This window comes from Micromonospora sp. AP08, from assembly GCF_008085935.1.
GTDB lineage: Bacteria > Actinomycetota > Actinomycetes > Mycobacteriales > Micromonosporaceae > Micromonospora > Micromonospora chersina.
The window spans coordinates 132401-145468 of the sequence record NZ_VSEZ01000001.1 but is presented as its reverse complement, the minus strand read 5'-3'; the positions used below and the strand labels follow the sequence as shown (position 1 = coordinate 145468).

At 69.0% G+C, this 13068-nt stretch carries 11 protein-coding genes; 5 read left to right on the top strand and 6 right to left on the bottom strand.

Annotated features, from left to right (window positions below; translation table 11 throughout):
- Positions 1–74: 74 nt before the first annotated feature.
- The 4 genes from FXF50_RS00610 to FXF50_RS00595 form a co-directional block, all read right to left on the bottom strand.
- Complete coding sequence (locus FXF50_RS00610; RefSeq protein ID WP_148425225.1) at positions 75–482, bottom strand: DUF2267 domain-containing protein; 408 nt, start codon at positions 480–482, stop codon at positions 75–77.
- A 73-nt stretch (positions 483–555) separates the two neighbouring features.
- Entirely contained in the window at positions 556–1239 is a 684-nt protein-coding gene (locus FXF50_RS00605; RefSeq protein WP_222865957.1) for a TMEM175 family protein, read from the bottom strand.
- A gap of 141 nt (positions 1240–1380) precedes the next feature.
- A complete protein-coding gene (locus FXF50_RS00600) occupies positions 1381–2556 on the bottom strand; it encodes a zinc-dependent alcohol dehydrogenase (protein WP_148425667.1) in 1176 nt (391 codons plus the stop codon).
- Positions 2553–3095, bottom strand: coding sequence for an SRPBCC family protein (locus FXF50_RS00595; protein WP_148425224.1), 543 nt, complete (start codon positions 3093–3095; stop codon positions 2553–2555). Before FXF50_RS00595 ends, FXF50_RS00600 begins: the two co-directional genes overlap by 4 nt.
- 655 nt (positions 3096–3750) lie before the next feature.
- Here FXF50_RS00595 and FXF50_RS00590 point away from each other — a divergent pair.
- The 4 genes from FXF50_RS00590 to FXF50_RS00575 all read left to right on the top strand — a co-directional run bounded on the left by FXF50_RS00590 (position 3751) and on the right by FXF50_RS00575 (position 7912).
- Positions 3751–4641, top strand: coding sequence for a hypothetical protein (locus FXF50_RS00590; protein WP_148425223.1), 891 nt, complete (start codon positions 3751–3753; stop codon positions 4639–4641).
- 347 nt (positions 4642–4988) lie between these two features.
- Complete coding sequence (locus FXF50_RS00585; protein WP_148425222.1) at positions 4989–5342, top strand: hypothetical protein; 354 nt, start codon at positions 4989–4991, stop codon at positions 5340–5342.
- Positions 5339–6514, top strand: coding sequence for a zinc-dependent alcohol dehydrogenase (locus FXF50_RS00580; protein WP_148425221.1), 1176 nt, complete (start codon positions 5339–5341; stop codon positions 6512–6514). Before FXF50_RS00585 ends, FXF50_RS00580 begins: the two co-directional genes overlap by 4 nt.
- 297 nt (positions 6515–6811) lie before the next feature.
- Complete coding sequence (locus FXF50_RS00575; RefSeq protein WP_148425220.1) at positions 6812–7912, top strand: L-dopachrome tautomerase-related protein; 1101 nt, start codon at positions 6812–6814, stop codon at positions 7910–7912.
- 13 nt (positions 7913–7925) lie between these two features.
- On the opposite strand, the gene ctaD is transcribed toward FXF50_RS00575, so the two are convergent.
- Together ctaD and FXF50_RS00565 are read right to left on the bottom strand one after the other, a co-directional pair.
- Complete coding sequence (gene ctaD, locus FXF50_RS00570; RefSeq protein WP_148425219.1) at positions 7926–9932, bottom strand: cytochrome c oxidase subunit I; 2007 nt, start codon at positions 9930–9932, stop codon at positions 7926–7928.
- 280 nt (positions 9933–10212) lie between these two features.
- The gene (locus FXF50_RS00565) at positions 10213–11229 is read right to left on the bottom strand and encodes a glycosyltransferase family 4 protein (protein ID WP_148425666.1); all 1017 of its coding nucleotides are present in this window, start codon (positions 11227–11229) and stop codon (positions 10213–10215) included.
- Between the two features lie 729 nt (positions 11230–11958).
- Here FXF50_RS00565 and FXF50_RS00555 point away from each other — a divergent pair.
- On the top strand, positions 11959–12969 hold the full coding sequence (locus FXF50_RS00555; protein WP_255509809.1) for a mechanosensitive ion channel family protein: 1011 nt from the start codon (positions 11959–11961) through the stop codon (positions 12967–12969).
- Positions 12970–13068 lie beyond the last annotated feature (99 nt).

The window sequence follows — 13068 nt, the reverse complement described above, 5'->3', positions numbered from 1 at the left end:
CGGTTCGGGACCGCCGGCTCACTCGGCGAACCCGGCGAGACATCCGGAGTCGAGCCGGGCGCCGACCGGCCCGGTCAGGTGCCGACCCGGCGGGGCTGGAGCTGTCCCGTCCCCGGCCCGGTCAACTGCCAGAACTCCTGGGGCAGCTGGTCGACCAGGTCTCCGTACTCCTTCGCGCTGGCCGCCTCACGAAGGGTATCCAGCACCGCCCGTACTGCGTCGGTGGCCACCTGGCGATCCACGCCGGCCCGCGACTGCACCCGTTGGAAGAATTCGGCGAGCCCGAACCGTTCCGGATCTTCAGTGGGCCTGTCCACCAGCCCTCGCAGCTCCTCAGGGAGCTGAGAAGCGAGGTCCCTCGCCTGGCCGCCAGTGATCCGTTCTGCCAACGTCTCGAGCGTGGCCCGGGTGATCGGTTCCGCCTGCCCCGGCGGAACCTTCGGTCGCGCTGCCACGGACTGGATGAACTCGGTGTAGTTCACCTGGGATCCCCTCTCGAACCTGAATGCGGCGGGTACCCGCGCCCGCCGGGGTGAAACGGCGGTCCGCCCGCCCTCAGCCGGATGGTGGCGGAGGGCGGTGCCTGATCCGGCGGGTCACCCGAAACTGGTACAGGCCGGCGCTGGTGACGCCGTAGAAGGCGGGCAGAAGGAGGAAGATGGCGAGGCCGACCAGCGGCGTCACCAGGTAGCCGAGCACCCCCGCGAGGGCGTACAGGAGGACCCCGGCGAGGGCGCGGATCCGCTCGACGCGGAAGAACTCGTGCTTGACCTGTTCCTTCAGCAGGTCGGGGTGCTTGGCCAGGTAGTGGTAGAACGCCAGCCACGTCGCGCACAGCGACGCGCCGACCAGCGCGTAGAAGGCGATGGCCACGCGCTGGTCCGCGTTGTCGTGCTCCTGCAGGGCGTGCGACACGACGATGGTCGGAAACGGCAGCAGCGCCGTGGTGAACAGCACCAGCAGGTTCATCCAGTGCAGGCCGCGATCAGTCTGCTGGATGCGGTTGAACGCCGCCTTGTGGTTGAGCCAGACGACGGCCACGTACGAGTAGGACGCGAGATAAGCGACGTACGACGGCCACTGGCTGAGCAGTCCGGACAGGAGGCGGCCGGGCGGGACGTCCGGCACCCGGAGGTCCAGGACCAGCAGCGTGATGATGATGGCGAAGATGGCGTCGCTGAACGCCACGGCACGGCTGGTGTCCGATCGGGTGCCGAGCTCCGTTTCTGGGGCGCTCACCGACCGTGCCTACCCAGGGTCGCCCGCGGCAAACACCCAGGCCCCCTCCGCCCGCAATGCGAACCCGTCTGACCGGCGCCTCCCGACAGATGCCGCATCCGGCGACCCGTGCACGCCGCGGTCGCCGGATGCGGGTGGTCGTCAGGGTTTGAGGACGACCTTCTCGCAGTGGTCCTGCTTGTTCTTGAAGATGTCGAAGCCGCGTTCCGCCTCGTCGAGCGGCAGGGTGTGGGTGATGACCCGGGTCGGATCGATCTCGCCGCGCTCGATGCGCTGCAACAGCGGCTTCATGTAGCGCTGTACGTGGCATTGCCCGGTACGCAGGGTCAGCGCTCGGTTCATCCACGCGCCGGAGGGGAACTTGTCCAGGAAACCGCCGTACACGCCGATCACCGACACGATGCCACCGCTGCGGCACGACAGGATCGCCTGCCGCAGCGCGTGCGGGCGCTCGCTCTCCAAGCGGACCGCCTGCTTGAGCCGGTCGTAGGCGTGGACGTGTGCACTGCCGTGGCTGGCCTCCTGGCCGACCGCGTCGATGCACTTGTCCGGTCCGCGCCCACCGGTCAGTTCCAGCAGCCGGGACCGCACGTCCACCTCCTCAAAATTGATCGTCGTGTAGCCCGCCCGGTCCGCCATCTGCAGCCGGTACGGCTCCTTGTCGATGGCGATGACCTTCGCGGCGCCGAGCACCCGGGCGCTGTCCATGGCGAACTGGCCGACCGGGCCGGCGCCCCACACCGCCACCACGTCGGTGGACTGGATGTCACACAAGTCCGCACCCATGTAGCCGGTGGGCAGGATGTCGGAGAGGAACAGCACCTGCTCGTCGGTCAGATCGGACTCGATCTTCAACGGACCGACGTCGGCGAACGGCACCCGCGCGTACTGCGCCTGACCGCCGGCGAAGCCGCCCGTCAGATGGGAATAGCCGAAGATCCCGGCGACCGGATGACCGAACATCTTCTCCGCGATCCCGGCGTTGGGGTTGGAGTTCTCACAGCAGGAGTAGAGCTCGGCGGCGCACGCGTCGCACGCGCCGCAGGCGATCGGGAACGGCACGACGACCCGGTCGCCGACCCGTAGCTTGTCGGCGGGCACTCCTGAGCCGACCTCGATCACCTCGCCCATGAACTCGTGGCCGATGACGTCGCCGTCCTGCATCGTGGGCACATACCCATCGAGCAGGTGCAGGTCCGAGCCGCAGATCGCGGTGGACGTGATCCGTACGATGGCATCGCGCTTGTTCAGGATCTTCGGGTCCGGTACGTCACGGACCTTGACCTTGTTGCGGCCCGCCCAGGTGTTCGCCCTCACGTTTCCGCTCCCTTCGCCAGGTCGGAATCCGACAGCGGTTGCGCCGGACGCTGCGGGAACTCCTTGCGGGCCCGCTTGCCCCACGGGGCGCCGTCGGACCGGACCACCTCGCCGGTCTCCAGCACCTGCTTGAGCCGGCGCAGATCGTCGTCGAGCTGCTGGTGCGGTTCCTCCCCGAAGTACCTGGCAACCGCCTTGCCGACGGCGCCGCCCGGGATGTCGTAGGTCAGGACGACGTGCACCTCGGTGCTCACACCGTCCGGGGCGGGCACGAACCGAACCGTACCGGCGTTCGGCACGTCGGCGTTCCCGGTCGACCGCCACGCGATCTTCTCGCCGGTCGCCTCGTCGATGATCTCGGCGTCCCACTCGACGTTCTTGCCGAACGGAGCGCTGGCGGACCAATGGCTCGTACGGTCACCGGTGGCGCGGACCTCCTCGAGATGAGCCATGAACGTCGGGAGATTGCCCAGATCGCGCCAGAACGCGTAGACCTCCGATGAGGGCTTGCGCACGGTTGTCGTGGCTGTCAGCTCCATGGGTCCTCCTCTGCGTGCGCCCCGTACCGCCGGTGGCTTGCAACGGAGGTCAGGACATCCAGCACCGTGATCCCGAGGACGGCGCCAGTGACACCAAGGAGCCGCCGCATGCGGCGCCGCCAGCTGTGCCACGCCCAGACCGAGACTCATCCAGCCGAGCCCGCGCCCCCGCCGCTGCACCTCTTCCTGCCTGGCATTCGCTGCCTCTCGGACCGCCAGTCGAGTCGCGGGTAGTCTCCGTATCCGATCCCACCTTGCCGAGCGTCCCGGTCATGGCGAACCGGGGTCGCGAAACAGTGGGGCCGGCATACCCGCCGCAGACCACCTGAACCCCGCCAATCGCCCGCTGACGGGAGACTGCACGGCAGGCCCGGGCGGCTCACAGGGCGTCCGGACGGCCCATCGTCACTGCAACCGGCCGGCGAACGCCGGCGGACCAGGAGCCGACTGCCGCCCACGGTGGGGCTACCCGTTGCTCCTCGCTTTCAGGCGCAGCTGATCCGCCGTCTCCTCGGTCGCACCGCTGAGCCGTTTGCTGCTTCGGCACACGGGTAGACCGCGACCCGGTCCGAGGGGGTGGGCCGAGGATCGGAGCCGCATACCGATGTTGGGCTCCATCCGGTCCGCATGCTATGTGAGACCCGAGGAGTGCGGGATGGCCGAACCGGAGGGCCGGGGCAGGGGCGCACGCGAGACGCCCGCACAACCGCGCGAGCAGGTCGATCGCCAGCGCGACGCCGAGGAGGGCGCGGGAGTCTCGGGTCGGGGCCAGAACGTCGGCCCCGCCGGCGGTCCAACCGGTGCCGAGCGGCCGGGCGAAAGCCCTGCCGCCCCGCAGCGCGGTGAGCACGACCTTCCCCAGCCGGCTGGCGGGCACAGCAGCAAGACGATGTCAGATCCGGACGTCGTCCTCCAGATCCCGCAGGCCAAGGTCGAACAGATCTACGTCGAGGTCGACGACCTGGACGCGTCCGTCTCACTGCGAGCCCGACTGGGTAGCCTGCTCCAGCTCGACGTGGGCGTCCAGGCGCACCTCGGCACGGTGAAGATCGATATCAAGGGCGTTGAGGCCGAGGCGATGCTCGAGGTTCGGCTCGAGGAACTCCGCGGCATTCTCGACAGCGCTCTCCACACCATCGAGCGCAACCCTCAAATCATCGAGTCGCTGGTCAAGACGGTGGACACCGCCGTGAACCAGGTCGGGCAGACAGCTCAGCAGGTGCTCGGGCCGCAGGGGCCGCTGGCGCGGACGCTCGACCACGTCGGGCAGACGGCGCAGGAGGCGCTGGGGCCCAATGGGCCGCTGTCGCAGACGCTGCAGCAGGCCACCCAGCAGGTCGGTCAACAGCTCGGGCAGACTACCCAGCAACTGGCTCAGAACCGCGCGGCGGCGGCTGGCGGCGGCGTGGGTCTGGGCGGCGTGCTGGGCGGATCTCCGGCCCGAACGGCGTGGCAACGGATGAAGAAGGTCGTCAACAACAGCCAGCCACTGAGGCAGGTCACGGCGCGGCTGGTAGGACCGCAGGGCCAACAACCGCAGAGCTGATCGGCGTCCCGCGCGGGATGCCAACTGTCTATTCGCTCTACATCCTCTGCATAACTCCGGGGATGTGGGGGTCGATCCGGGGGCGGGCGTACCACTGCCCTTACCGGGTGCGGGATTCCTCAGCGTGACATTGCACCGATATGACAGGGTTTGCCGGTGACGGTGCCGTCGGTCCGGCAGATGCGGCGACGGGTGGGGTCGACTCGGGGGCGTACATGAGGGCGTTGGTCAAGGCGGCGGTCATCGCGATCGGAGGGCTGGCCCTCCGCAGGTTCCTGCTTCCGTCGGGCCGTCAGGGGCCCTGGCAGCAGGCCCCGTTGATGCGGCGCGAGCCGCGGTGGCACGTGGTGACCGTGAACCCAGCCCGCGACGAGCTGACCCCGGACTCGCCACTTCCGGAGCCACTGGCCGGTCTCGGGGACGCTGTGGACGTGCGGATCCGCCGCGCCGCGGGTGACCGCGGCATCGAGCTGGCGGTACGGCTGCGTGACGGCGCTCAGTCCCCGGTGACCGCGGGGGCCAGACGACTCGCGGGTCGCGATCCCAACCAGGCGATCCGCGCCGCGCTGCGGGAGGCGAAGCAGTTGCTGGAGACCGGCGAGGTGCTGCACCCCGACTTTCCACCCACCACCCAGCCGACGGTGGTCAACCAACCGCTGCAGATGGCGACGCGGCAGGGGCGCCGGGAGGGGCGACTGTGAAGGCACTGTTGTGGCAAGGCGTCAACGAACTGTCGGTGGGCGAGGTTCCGGACCCGACGATGCGCAACGAGCAGGACGCCATCATCCGGGTGCGCAAGACGGTGACGTGCGGCTCCGACCTGCACCTGCTGGGTGGGTACATCCCGTTCATGGAGCGGGGCGACGTCCTCGGGCACGAGTTCCTGGGCGAGGTGGTCGAGGTCGGCCCGCAGGTGCGTAAGCACAAGGTGGGCGACCGGGTGGTGGTCTGCTCGTTCGTCTCCTGCGGCCGCTGCTGGTACTGCCAGCAGCAGCAGTACTCCTTGTGCGACAACGGCAACACCAACCCCGCGATCACCGAGAACGTCTGGGGCTTCGCACCCGGCGGCTGCTACGGCTACTCCCACGCGCTCGGCGGCTTCGCGGGCAGCCACGCCGAGTACATCCGCGTTCCGTACGCCGACCAGGGGGCCTTCACCGTCCCAGATGGGGTGAGCGACGAGCGTGCTCTCTTCGCCTCCGATGCCGCCCCGACCGGCTGGATGGGCGCGGACCTCGGTGGGGTCAAGGCCGGTGACGTGGTCGCGGTGTGGGGCGCGGGCGGGGTGGGCCAGATGGCCGCACGCGCGGCCGTCCTGCTCGGCGCGGAGCGGGTGATCATCATCGACCGTTTCGCCAATCGGCTGCAGATGGCGGAGAAGTACCTGGGCGTGGAGACACTCAACTACCAGACCCAGGACGTCGGCGCTGAACTGCTGGAACGCAGCGGCGGTCGCGGGCCTGACGTGTGCATCGAGGCGGTGGGGATGGAGTCCCACAGCACCGGCCCGCAATACCTCTACGACCAGGTCAAACAGCAGCTACGCCTGGAATCGGACCGTCCGATCGCCGCCCGCGAGGCCATCTACCACTGCCGCAAGGGCGGAAGCGTGTTCCTGCTCGGCGTCTACGCCAACCTTGTCGACAAGTTCCCGCTCGGGGCGGTGATGAACAAGGGCCTCACCCTGCGTGGCGCCCAACAGCACGGACACCGCTACATTCCCATGTTGCTCGAACGGATGGCACGCGGCGAGCTGGTCACCGAACACCTCGCGACACACACCATGCCACTCGACGAGGCGCCACAGGGATACAACATGTTCAAGAACAAGCTCGACGGCTGCGTACGCGCCGTCTTCGAACCCGCCCGATGATCGGTGCGCGGGGTCGTATCGCTGCTGGCACGGCTGGCGCTCGGGGTGCGGGCGCGGTGGTGCAGGGCGACGAGGACACCGACGGGCGCGTGCAGGCCGGCCATCACGCCGAACACAGCGTCCCCTGCTTTCCGGTGGGCCGTCCGACAAACCGGTGAGGCTCGTCGACGCTGACTCAGCGCCTTCCGTCGGAGCGGCAGATGTTGGTCGTCGGCAGCGGCGGGCAGCGCCTACCCAGGGCGTTTGCCGCTCAGGGCTTCGGGAAGAAGGCGTCGCGCCGACAGTCAGGAGCAGCGGATGAACGGACCCCTAGCCGACGAACCCGTCGGCGCCCTCGAACTCGTGCACACCTTCACCGGGCCCATGCCCACCGGGGTGAGCGTCTCGCACACCGGCCGGGTCTTCGTGAACTTCCCCAAGTGGGGCGACGAGGTGCCCGCCACGGTGGTCGAGCTGCGCGACGGCCGCGAGGTGCCGTTCCCGGACCAGGCCTGGAACCAGCCCGCCCGGGACGACGACGCCGGCGCGTTCGTCTCGGTGCAGAGCATCGTGGTGGACCCGGCCGACCGGCTCTGGGTGCTCGACACCGGCAGCCCGATGTTCCGGCCCACGAAGCCGGGCGGACCCAAACTGGTCCGCGTCGACCTGGACAGCAACTCCGTCGCCCAGGTCATCACCTTTCCTGCCGACGTCGCGCTGCCCTCGACGTACCTCAACGACGTGCGGTTCGACCTGCGCAGGGGTGACGCCGGGATCGCCTACATCACCGACTCCTCGGACTCCGGGCCGAACGGGATCGTCGTGGTCGACCTGGCCAGCGGCGCATCCTGGCGGCGGCTGCACGACCACCCGTCCACGAAGGCCGAGCCGCTGTCCACCTACCGGCCGGTGGTCGAGGGACGGCCGTTCCTGGAACGCCCGGCCGACGGACCGCCGAAGCCGCTGTCGATGGGGTCGGACGGGATCGCCATCTCGGCCGACGGCTCCCGGCTGCACTACTGTCCCCTCGCCTCCCGCCGCTGGTACAGCGTCGCCACCGACGCGCTCGCCGACCGAGCCCTCACCGAGGACCTGGTCGCCGCCACGGTGGCGGACGAGGGTGACAAGGGCGGCGGCTCCGACGGCTTGGAAACCGACGACGCCGGCCGGTTCTACCTGACCTCGTACGAGAACAACGCCGTGCTGCGCCGCCGGCCGGACGGAGAGTACGAGACCGTCGTGCACGATCCCTGCCTGCTCTGGCCGGACACAATGTCCGTCGCCACAGACGGGCACCTCTACGTCACCGCCAACCAGCTGCACCGGCAGCCGAAGTACCAGCGGGGACAGGACCTGCGGCGCAAGCCGTACGCCCTGTTCCGCACCCGCATCGACGCCGGACCGGTCCTGCTGCGCTGAACCGCCCGGTGGTTCACCGCTCTTCGTTCTCGCTGTCTTCCTGCCCGGGGCGGCGCCACCGGTCCGGGCTCAGGTCGAGTCGCTCGGCGTCGAGCGGGTCCTGGTCCGCTTCTCTCGTCTGCTCAAAGCTGGGCCGGCGCACCTCCTCGGGTGCCGGTACGTCGACGGGGCGGGCACCGGACTGCGGCGCCGGGTGGTGTGCCACCGCCTCGCGGGCCCCCAGCGCGCCGTCGACAGCGGGCGACTCGGGTACGCGCTTCTCGCGGTGCATTTCGTCCTTGATCTGCTGGGGTGGCTTGGCGGCGCGTTGCGGCAGGTCCCGGCCGAGGTCGGCGACGAGCGGCCCATACTTGGCGTCGAAGGCGGGGCGCTCAGAGCGGATCCGGGGCATACGGTCGAAGTTGCGCAGCGGGGGTGGGCAGGTCGTGGCCCATTCCAGGGAGTTGCCGTACCCCCAGGGGTCGTCAACAGTGACCGTGGCCCCGAACCGCCAGGACTGCCAGATGTTGTAGAGGAAGAACAGGGTCGACGCGCCGAGGATGAAGGACCCGACTGTCGAGACGGTGTGCAGGGTCGTGAAGCCGTCCTGGGGCAGGTAGTCGGCGTACCGGCGGGGCATGCCCTCGTTACCCAGCCAGTGGTGCACCAGGAACGTGGTGTGGAACCCGATGAACATGGTCCAGAAGTGCGCCTTGCCGAGCCGTTCGTCGAGCAGCCGCCCGGTCATCTTCGGGAACCAGAAGTACACGCCGGAGAAGGCGGCGAAGACGATGGTGCCGAAGAGCACGTAGTGGAAGTGCCCGACGACGAAGTAGGTGTCGTGGGTGTGGAAGTCGATGGGCGGGCTGGCCAGCAGCACTCCGGTGAGGCCGCCGAACAGGAACGTCACCAGGAAGCCGACGGCGAACAGCATCGGCGTCTCGAAGGTGATCTGCCCCTTCCACATGGTGCCGATCCAGTTGAAGAACTTCACCCCGGTCGGCACGGCGATGATGAAGGTGGTGGCGGAGAAGAACGGCAGCAGGACCTGGCCGGTGGCGAACATGTGGTGGGCCCAGACGTTGAGCGAGTAGAAGAAGATCACCCACAGGGCGAGGACCATGCCCTTGTAACCGAACAACGGTTTGCGGGAGAAGACCGGAATGACCTCACTGATGATCCCGAAGAACGGCAGGGCGACGATGTAGACCTCCGGATGGCCGAAATACCAGAACAGATGCTGGTAGATAATTGGCCCACCGTGGCCGGCGTCGTAGACGTGGCTGTCGAGGAGACGGTCGGACAGCAGCCCGAGCAGGGTGGCCGACAGCAGCGGGAAGACGACGACCGCCATCAGCGCGGTGATGAACATCGCCCAGGTGAACAGGGGCATCCGCCACATCGTCATGCCGGGGGCGCGCAGGGTCAGGGTCGTGGTGATCAGGTTGACCGACCCCAGGATGGTGCCGACACCCGACAGCACCAGGCCGACGACCCAGACGTTCCCCCCGACGCCGGGCGTGTGTTGCTGTTGGCTCAGCGGCGGATAGGCCGTCCAGCCGAAGTCGGCTGCGCCCTCGGGGGCGATGAAGGAGCCCAGCACCATCAACCCGCCGAACAGGTAGAGCCAGTAGGCCAGAGCGTTCAGTCGGGGGAACGCCACGTCGGGCGCGCCGATCTGCAACGGCACCAGGTAGTTGCCGAAGGCGAACGCCAGCGGGGTGGCGAACAGGAACATCATGATCGTGCCATGCGAGGTGAACAGCTGGTTGTACTGCTCCTGCGACAGGAACTGAAGACCCGGGCGGGCCAGCTCCGCGCGCATGAGCAACGCCTCGAGGCCGGCGGCGATGAAGAAGAAGAAGGACGTGGTCAGGTAAAGCAGGCCGATCTGCTTGGCGTCGGTGGTGGCGATCAGCTTGACCAGTGTGGCGCCGGGCCATGGCCGCCGCACCGGGCCGGGAAAGCCGCCGAATTGGGCCGGCGCCAGGATCGCCGGCTGGCGGTCCTGGCCAGGCTCGGCAGTTGACCGCTTCGGCATGGTTTACCCCGCTCTGAGCTGAGGCGGATGACTCACCGAGCCTAGGCACACCAGGCCGACAAGGGCGTCATATCGGTCGAAATCACTCTCACATGCGAAGCGAGGGTGGGGCTAGATGCGCGATGCCAGACGCGCATACCCGGGTGCCGAGCAGCGCGATCAGGGCCGGGCCGGTACGACATCCACAGCAACGTGTGGAGTTTGATCGTGGCGAGTCCGACCTCGTATCGAGCTCCCAGTTGATCCGGTTGGTCGGCTGGAGGGATTTGCTCAAGCAGTCCTAGACATTCGCGGCAGCGCGCTGGTAGATCGTCTCGTAGCCGCGAGCCATCCGCTGCGTGGAGAAGTTCTCCGCCACGTGGGCGACGCAGGCCGCCGGGTCGAGGCTGTTCGCCTCGTGCAGCGCCGCCGGCAGTTCCTCGTCTGCCTCGCAGACCAGGCCGGTCAGGCCGGGTCGGACGAGTTCCGGGACGGCGCCGCGGTTGAGCGCGACCACCGGGGTGCCGGTCGCCATGGCCTCCAGCATGACCATGCCGAAGGGCTCATCCCACTGGATGGGCATGATCAGGCAGCGGGCGTCGACCAACAGCTGCAGCACGGCCTCCCGGTCGGCGTTGAACACCACCGTGACGTCCTCGTCGAGCAGCGGCCGGATGACCTCGTCGTAGTAGCGGCGTTCGATCGGCTCATTGCACTTGCCAACCAGCATCAGCGGCAGGCCGGCGGCCCGGCACGCCCGGATGGCAACGTCCGCTCCCTTGTCAGGGCTGAACCGGGCCAGCCAGAGCACGGGCCCCCGGCCGGGCGCCGTCTTGCGGGGGATGCCGGCGAGGTCCAACGCGTTGTGCACGGCGCCGGCCCAGGGCAGCTGCGGGTTCAGTCGGCGCTGGGCGTGCGAGATGGCGACCAGGGCGACGCCCTGGTCGGTGAGGCTGAGCACGGCGCCGTACTCGCCTACCGGGCTGCCGTGCACGGTCGCCACGGTGGGCACGGCGCGTCGGCCGGCGACCATCGGGCCGATGGTGGTGTGGTCGTGGATGACGTCGAAGTCGGCGGCGCTGATCAGGTGGGCGACCCGGGCTGTGTGGGCCACCTCGGGCAGCGTCTCGCCGAGCCGCTCGTACTGCAGTTCGGGCACCGTCGAGACGAAGTCGGCGGCCGTGCCGTGCTGCGGCCCGGCCCCGAACAGGGTCACCTGGTGACCACGATCGACCAGCGCGTCCACGAGGCCGGCCACCAGGTGCTCCACCCCGCCGTAGCCCGGTGGGGGCACCGGGAGCCACGGCGGGAGCACCATTGCGATCCGCAGCGGCCGATTCTGCGAGCGGTCGGCCAGCCGGTGGTTGGTGGCCACGAAGTCCTCCCGTTGATCCACTGCAGTGGAGTTCGGTGTGCGTCGTGCTGTCGTTTCCCGTTGCCGACAGGAGATAACGTCGGCTTCCGGTGCGGGGATGCTGTGCAGGCAGGCCGCGTCCGGAACGTCGTCATCCCGGGTGAGCGCAGCTGGTGATCGGGTTGTCTGACCGCCCAGCAGCTTGGCCGAGGCCGTCGCCGCGAAGGACGGGACTGCGGCCTGCGTCCTGTTGGCTCCGGGCACCGTGGCGGAGCTTGAGCAGTCCGCCGACAAGCCGTGTGCGCAGGCGATCCTGGTCGAGGGCCTGCCCAGACCGGGGTCGATGTCGGACAGCCGCGTGTACGGGCAGTGGGCGCAGGTTCGGCTCGGCGGCGACACCGCCTTCCTCGCCTCCTTCCCGGCGGCTGGCGGGTGCTCGCCGCCGGCCTCGTCTACCTCTCGGCCCTGGGGTGGTGCACCGGTGAGGAAGTACCTGCGCGACAACGCCCTCGGTCTGGTGTTCACCGCGGCGCCGGCGGCTATGAGTGCCACCCGGAAGAGGTGTTCTTGGCAGGAAATACTCCGTGTACTCCCGGTGTGCATAGGGTCAGGCGGTAACCCGTCCTCTGTACGTCATGACGTGGGCGAGGAGCGCAGCGGGATGACGGTCGAGACCACGGCGGTCGCCGCCTGATGCGCGCGGCGTTGATCATGCTGGCCACGCTGGTGGTGGCCGTGCTGCTGGACATCGGCACGCGCAGGCTCGTCCGTCGCGCCGACCACGGTCGCTACCAGTGGGTCCTGGGACCACTGCGGAATGCCTGCCGCCGTCCGACGGCCGCCGTGCTGTTCCTCACCGGGCTGTACCTCGCCCTGCCGCCGAGGTCGACCGGATGGCTCGGCGACGTCCGACACGTCACCGGGCTGTTGCTCATCGGCGTCGTCGCCTGGCTGGTGATCAAGGCGTTGCACGTCGCCGAGGGCGTCACCTTCAGCCGGCTGCCGGCGCAGTTGGTCGCGGACCGCCGGATCCGGCGGGCCCGCACCCAGATCCGCCCCGTCCGGCGCTTCACCGCGGTAGTGGTCACGATCGTGGCCATCGGCCTGATCATGACCACCTTCCCGCCCATCCGCGCGTTCGGGATCTCCGTCCTGGGCTCGGCCGGCGTCGTCGGCGCGCTCATCGGCCTGTCCGCCCGGACCGCGCTGGGCAACGCGTTCGCCGGTATTCAGGTCGCCTTCTCGGACGGTCTGCACGTCGGCGACGTGGTGGTCATCGAGGGTGAGTGGGGCCGGGTCGAAGAGGTCAAGCTGACCAACGTGGTCGTCCGGCTGTGGGACGACCGGATGCTCATCCTGCCGACGATGTACTTCACCGAGCGCCCGTTCCAGAACTGGTCCCGGCACGAGGCGCGGGTGGTCGGGAAGGTCCAGATCCACGTGGACCACACCGCCGACCTGGAGGACCTGCGCACGGAGGCGCAACGGCTGGTCGAGTCCTCACCGCTGTGGGACCGGAGCCGGTGGGTACTGCAGATGGTCGACGCCACCGCAGCGAGCGTCGTGATCGAGGTGCAGGCCACCGCCGCCGACGGGGCCAGCGCCTGGGACCTCCGCTGTGACCTCCGCGAGGGCCTGATCCGCTACATCCGCGACAACCACCCGCAGTGGCTCCCCCGCACCCGCAGCGAGTACAAACCCTGACCTCCCCGCAAACCCACAAAAGCCGCCTTGACGGGCGAAAGGTGCGTAGCGTTCGGGTGGGCCCGTGCCGAGGACCCACCCCACCGACAGGAAGGTATG

Coding starts and splice junctions, on each gene's coding strand:
- FXF50_RS00555 (WP_255509809.1), top strand. CDS start 11,959: ATGCGCGCGGCGTTGATCATGCTGGCCACGCTGGTGGTGGCCGTGCTG.
- FXF50_RS00565 (WP_148425666.1), bottom strand. CDS start 11,229: ATGGTGCTCCCGCCGTGGCTCCCGGTGCCCCCACCGGGCTACGGCGGG.
- FXF50_RS00575 (WP_148425220.1), top strand. CDS start 6,812: ATGAACGGACCCCTAGCCGACGAACCCGTCGGCGCCCTCGAACTCGTG.
- FXF50_RS00590 (WP_148425223.1), top strand. CDS start 3,751: ATGGCCGAACCGGAGGGCCGGGGCAGGGGCGCACGCGAGACGCCCGCA.
- ctaD (WP_148425219.1), bottom strand. CDS start 9,932: ATGCCGAAGCGGTCAACTGCCGAGCCTGGCCAGGACCGCCAGCCGGCG.
- FXF50_RS00595 (WP_148425224.1), bottom strand. CDS start 3,095: ATGGAGCTGACAGCCACGACAACCGTGCGCAAGCCCTCATCGGAGGTC.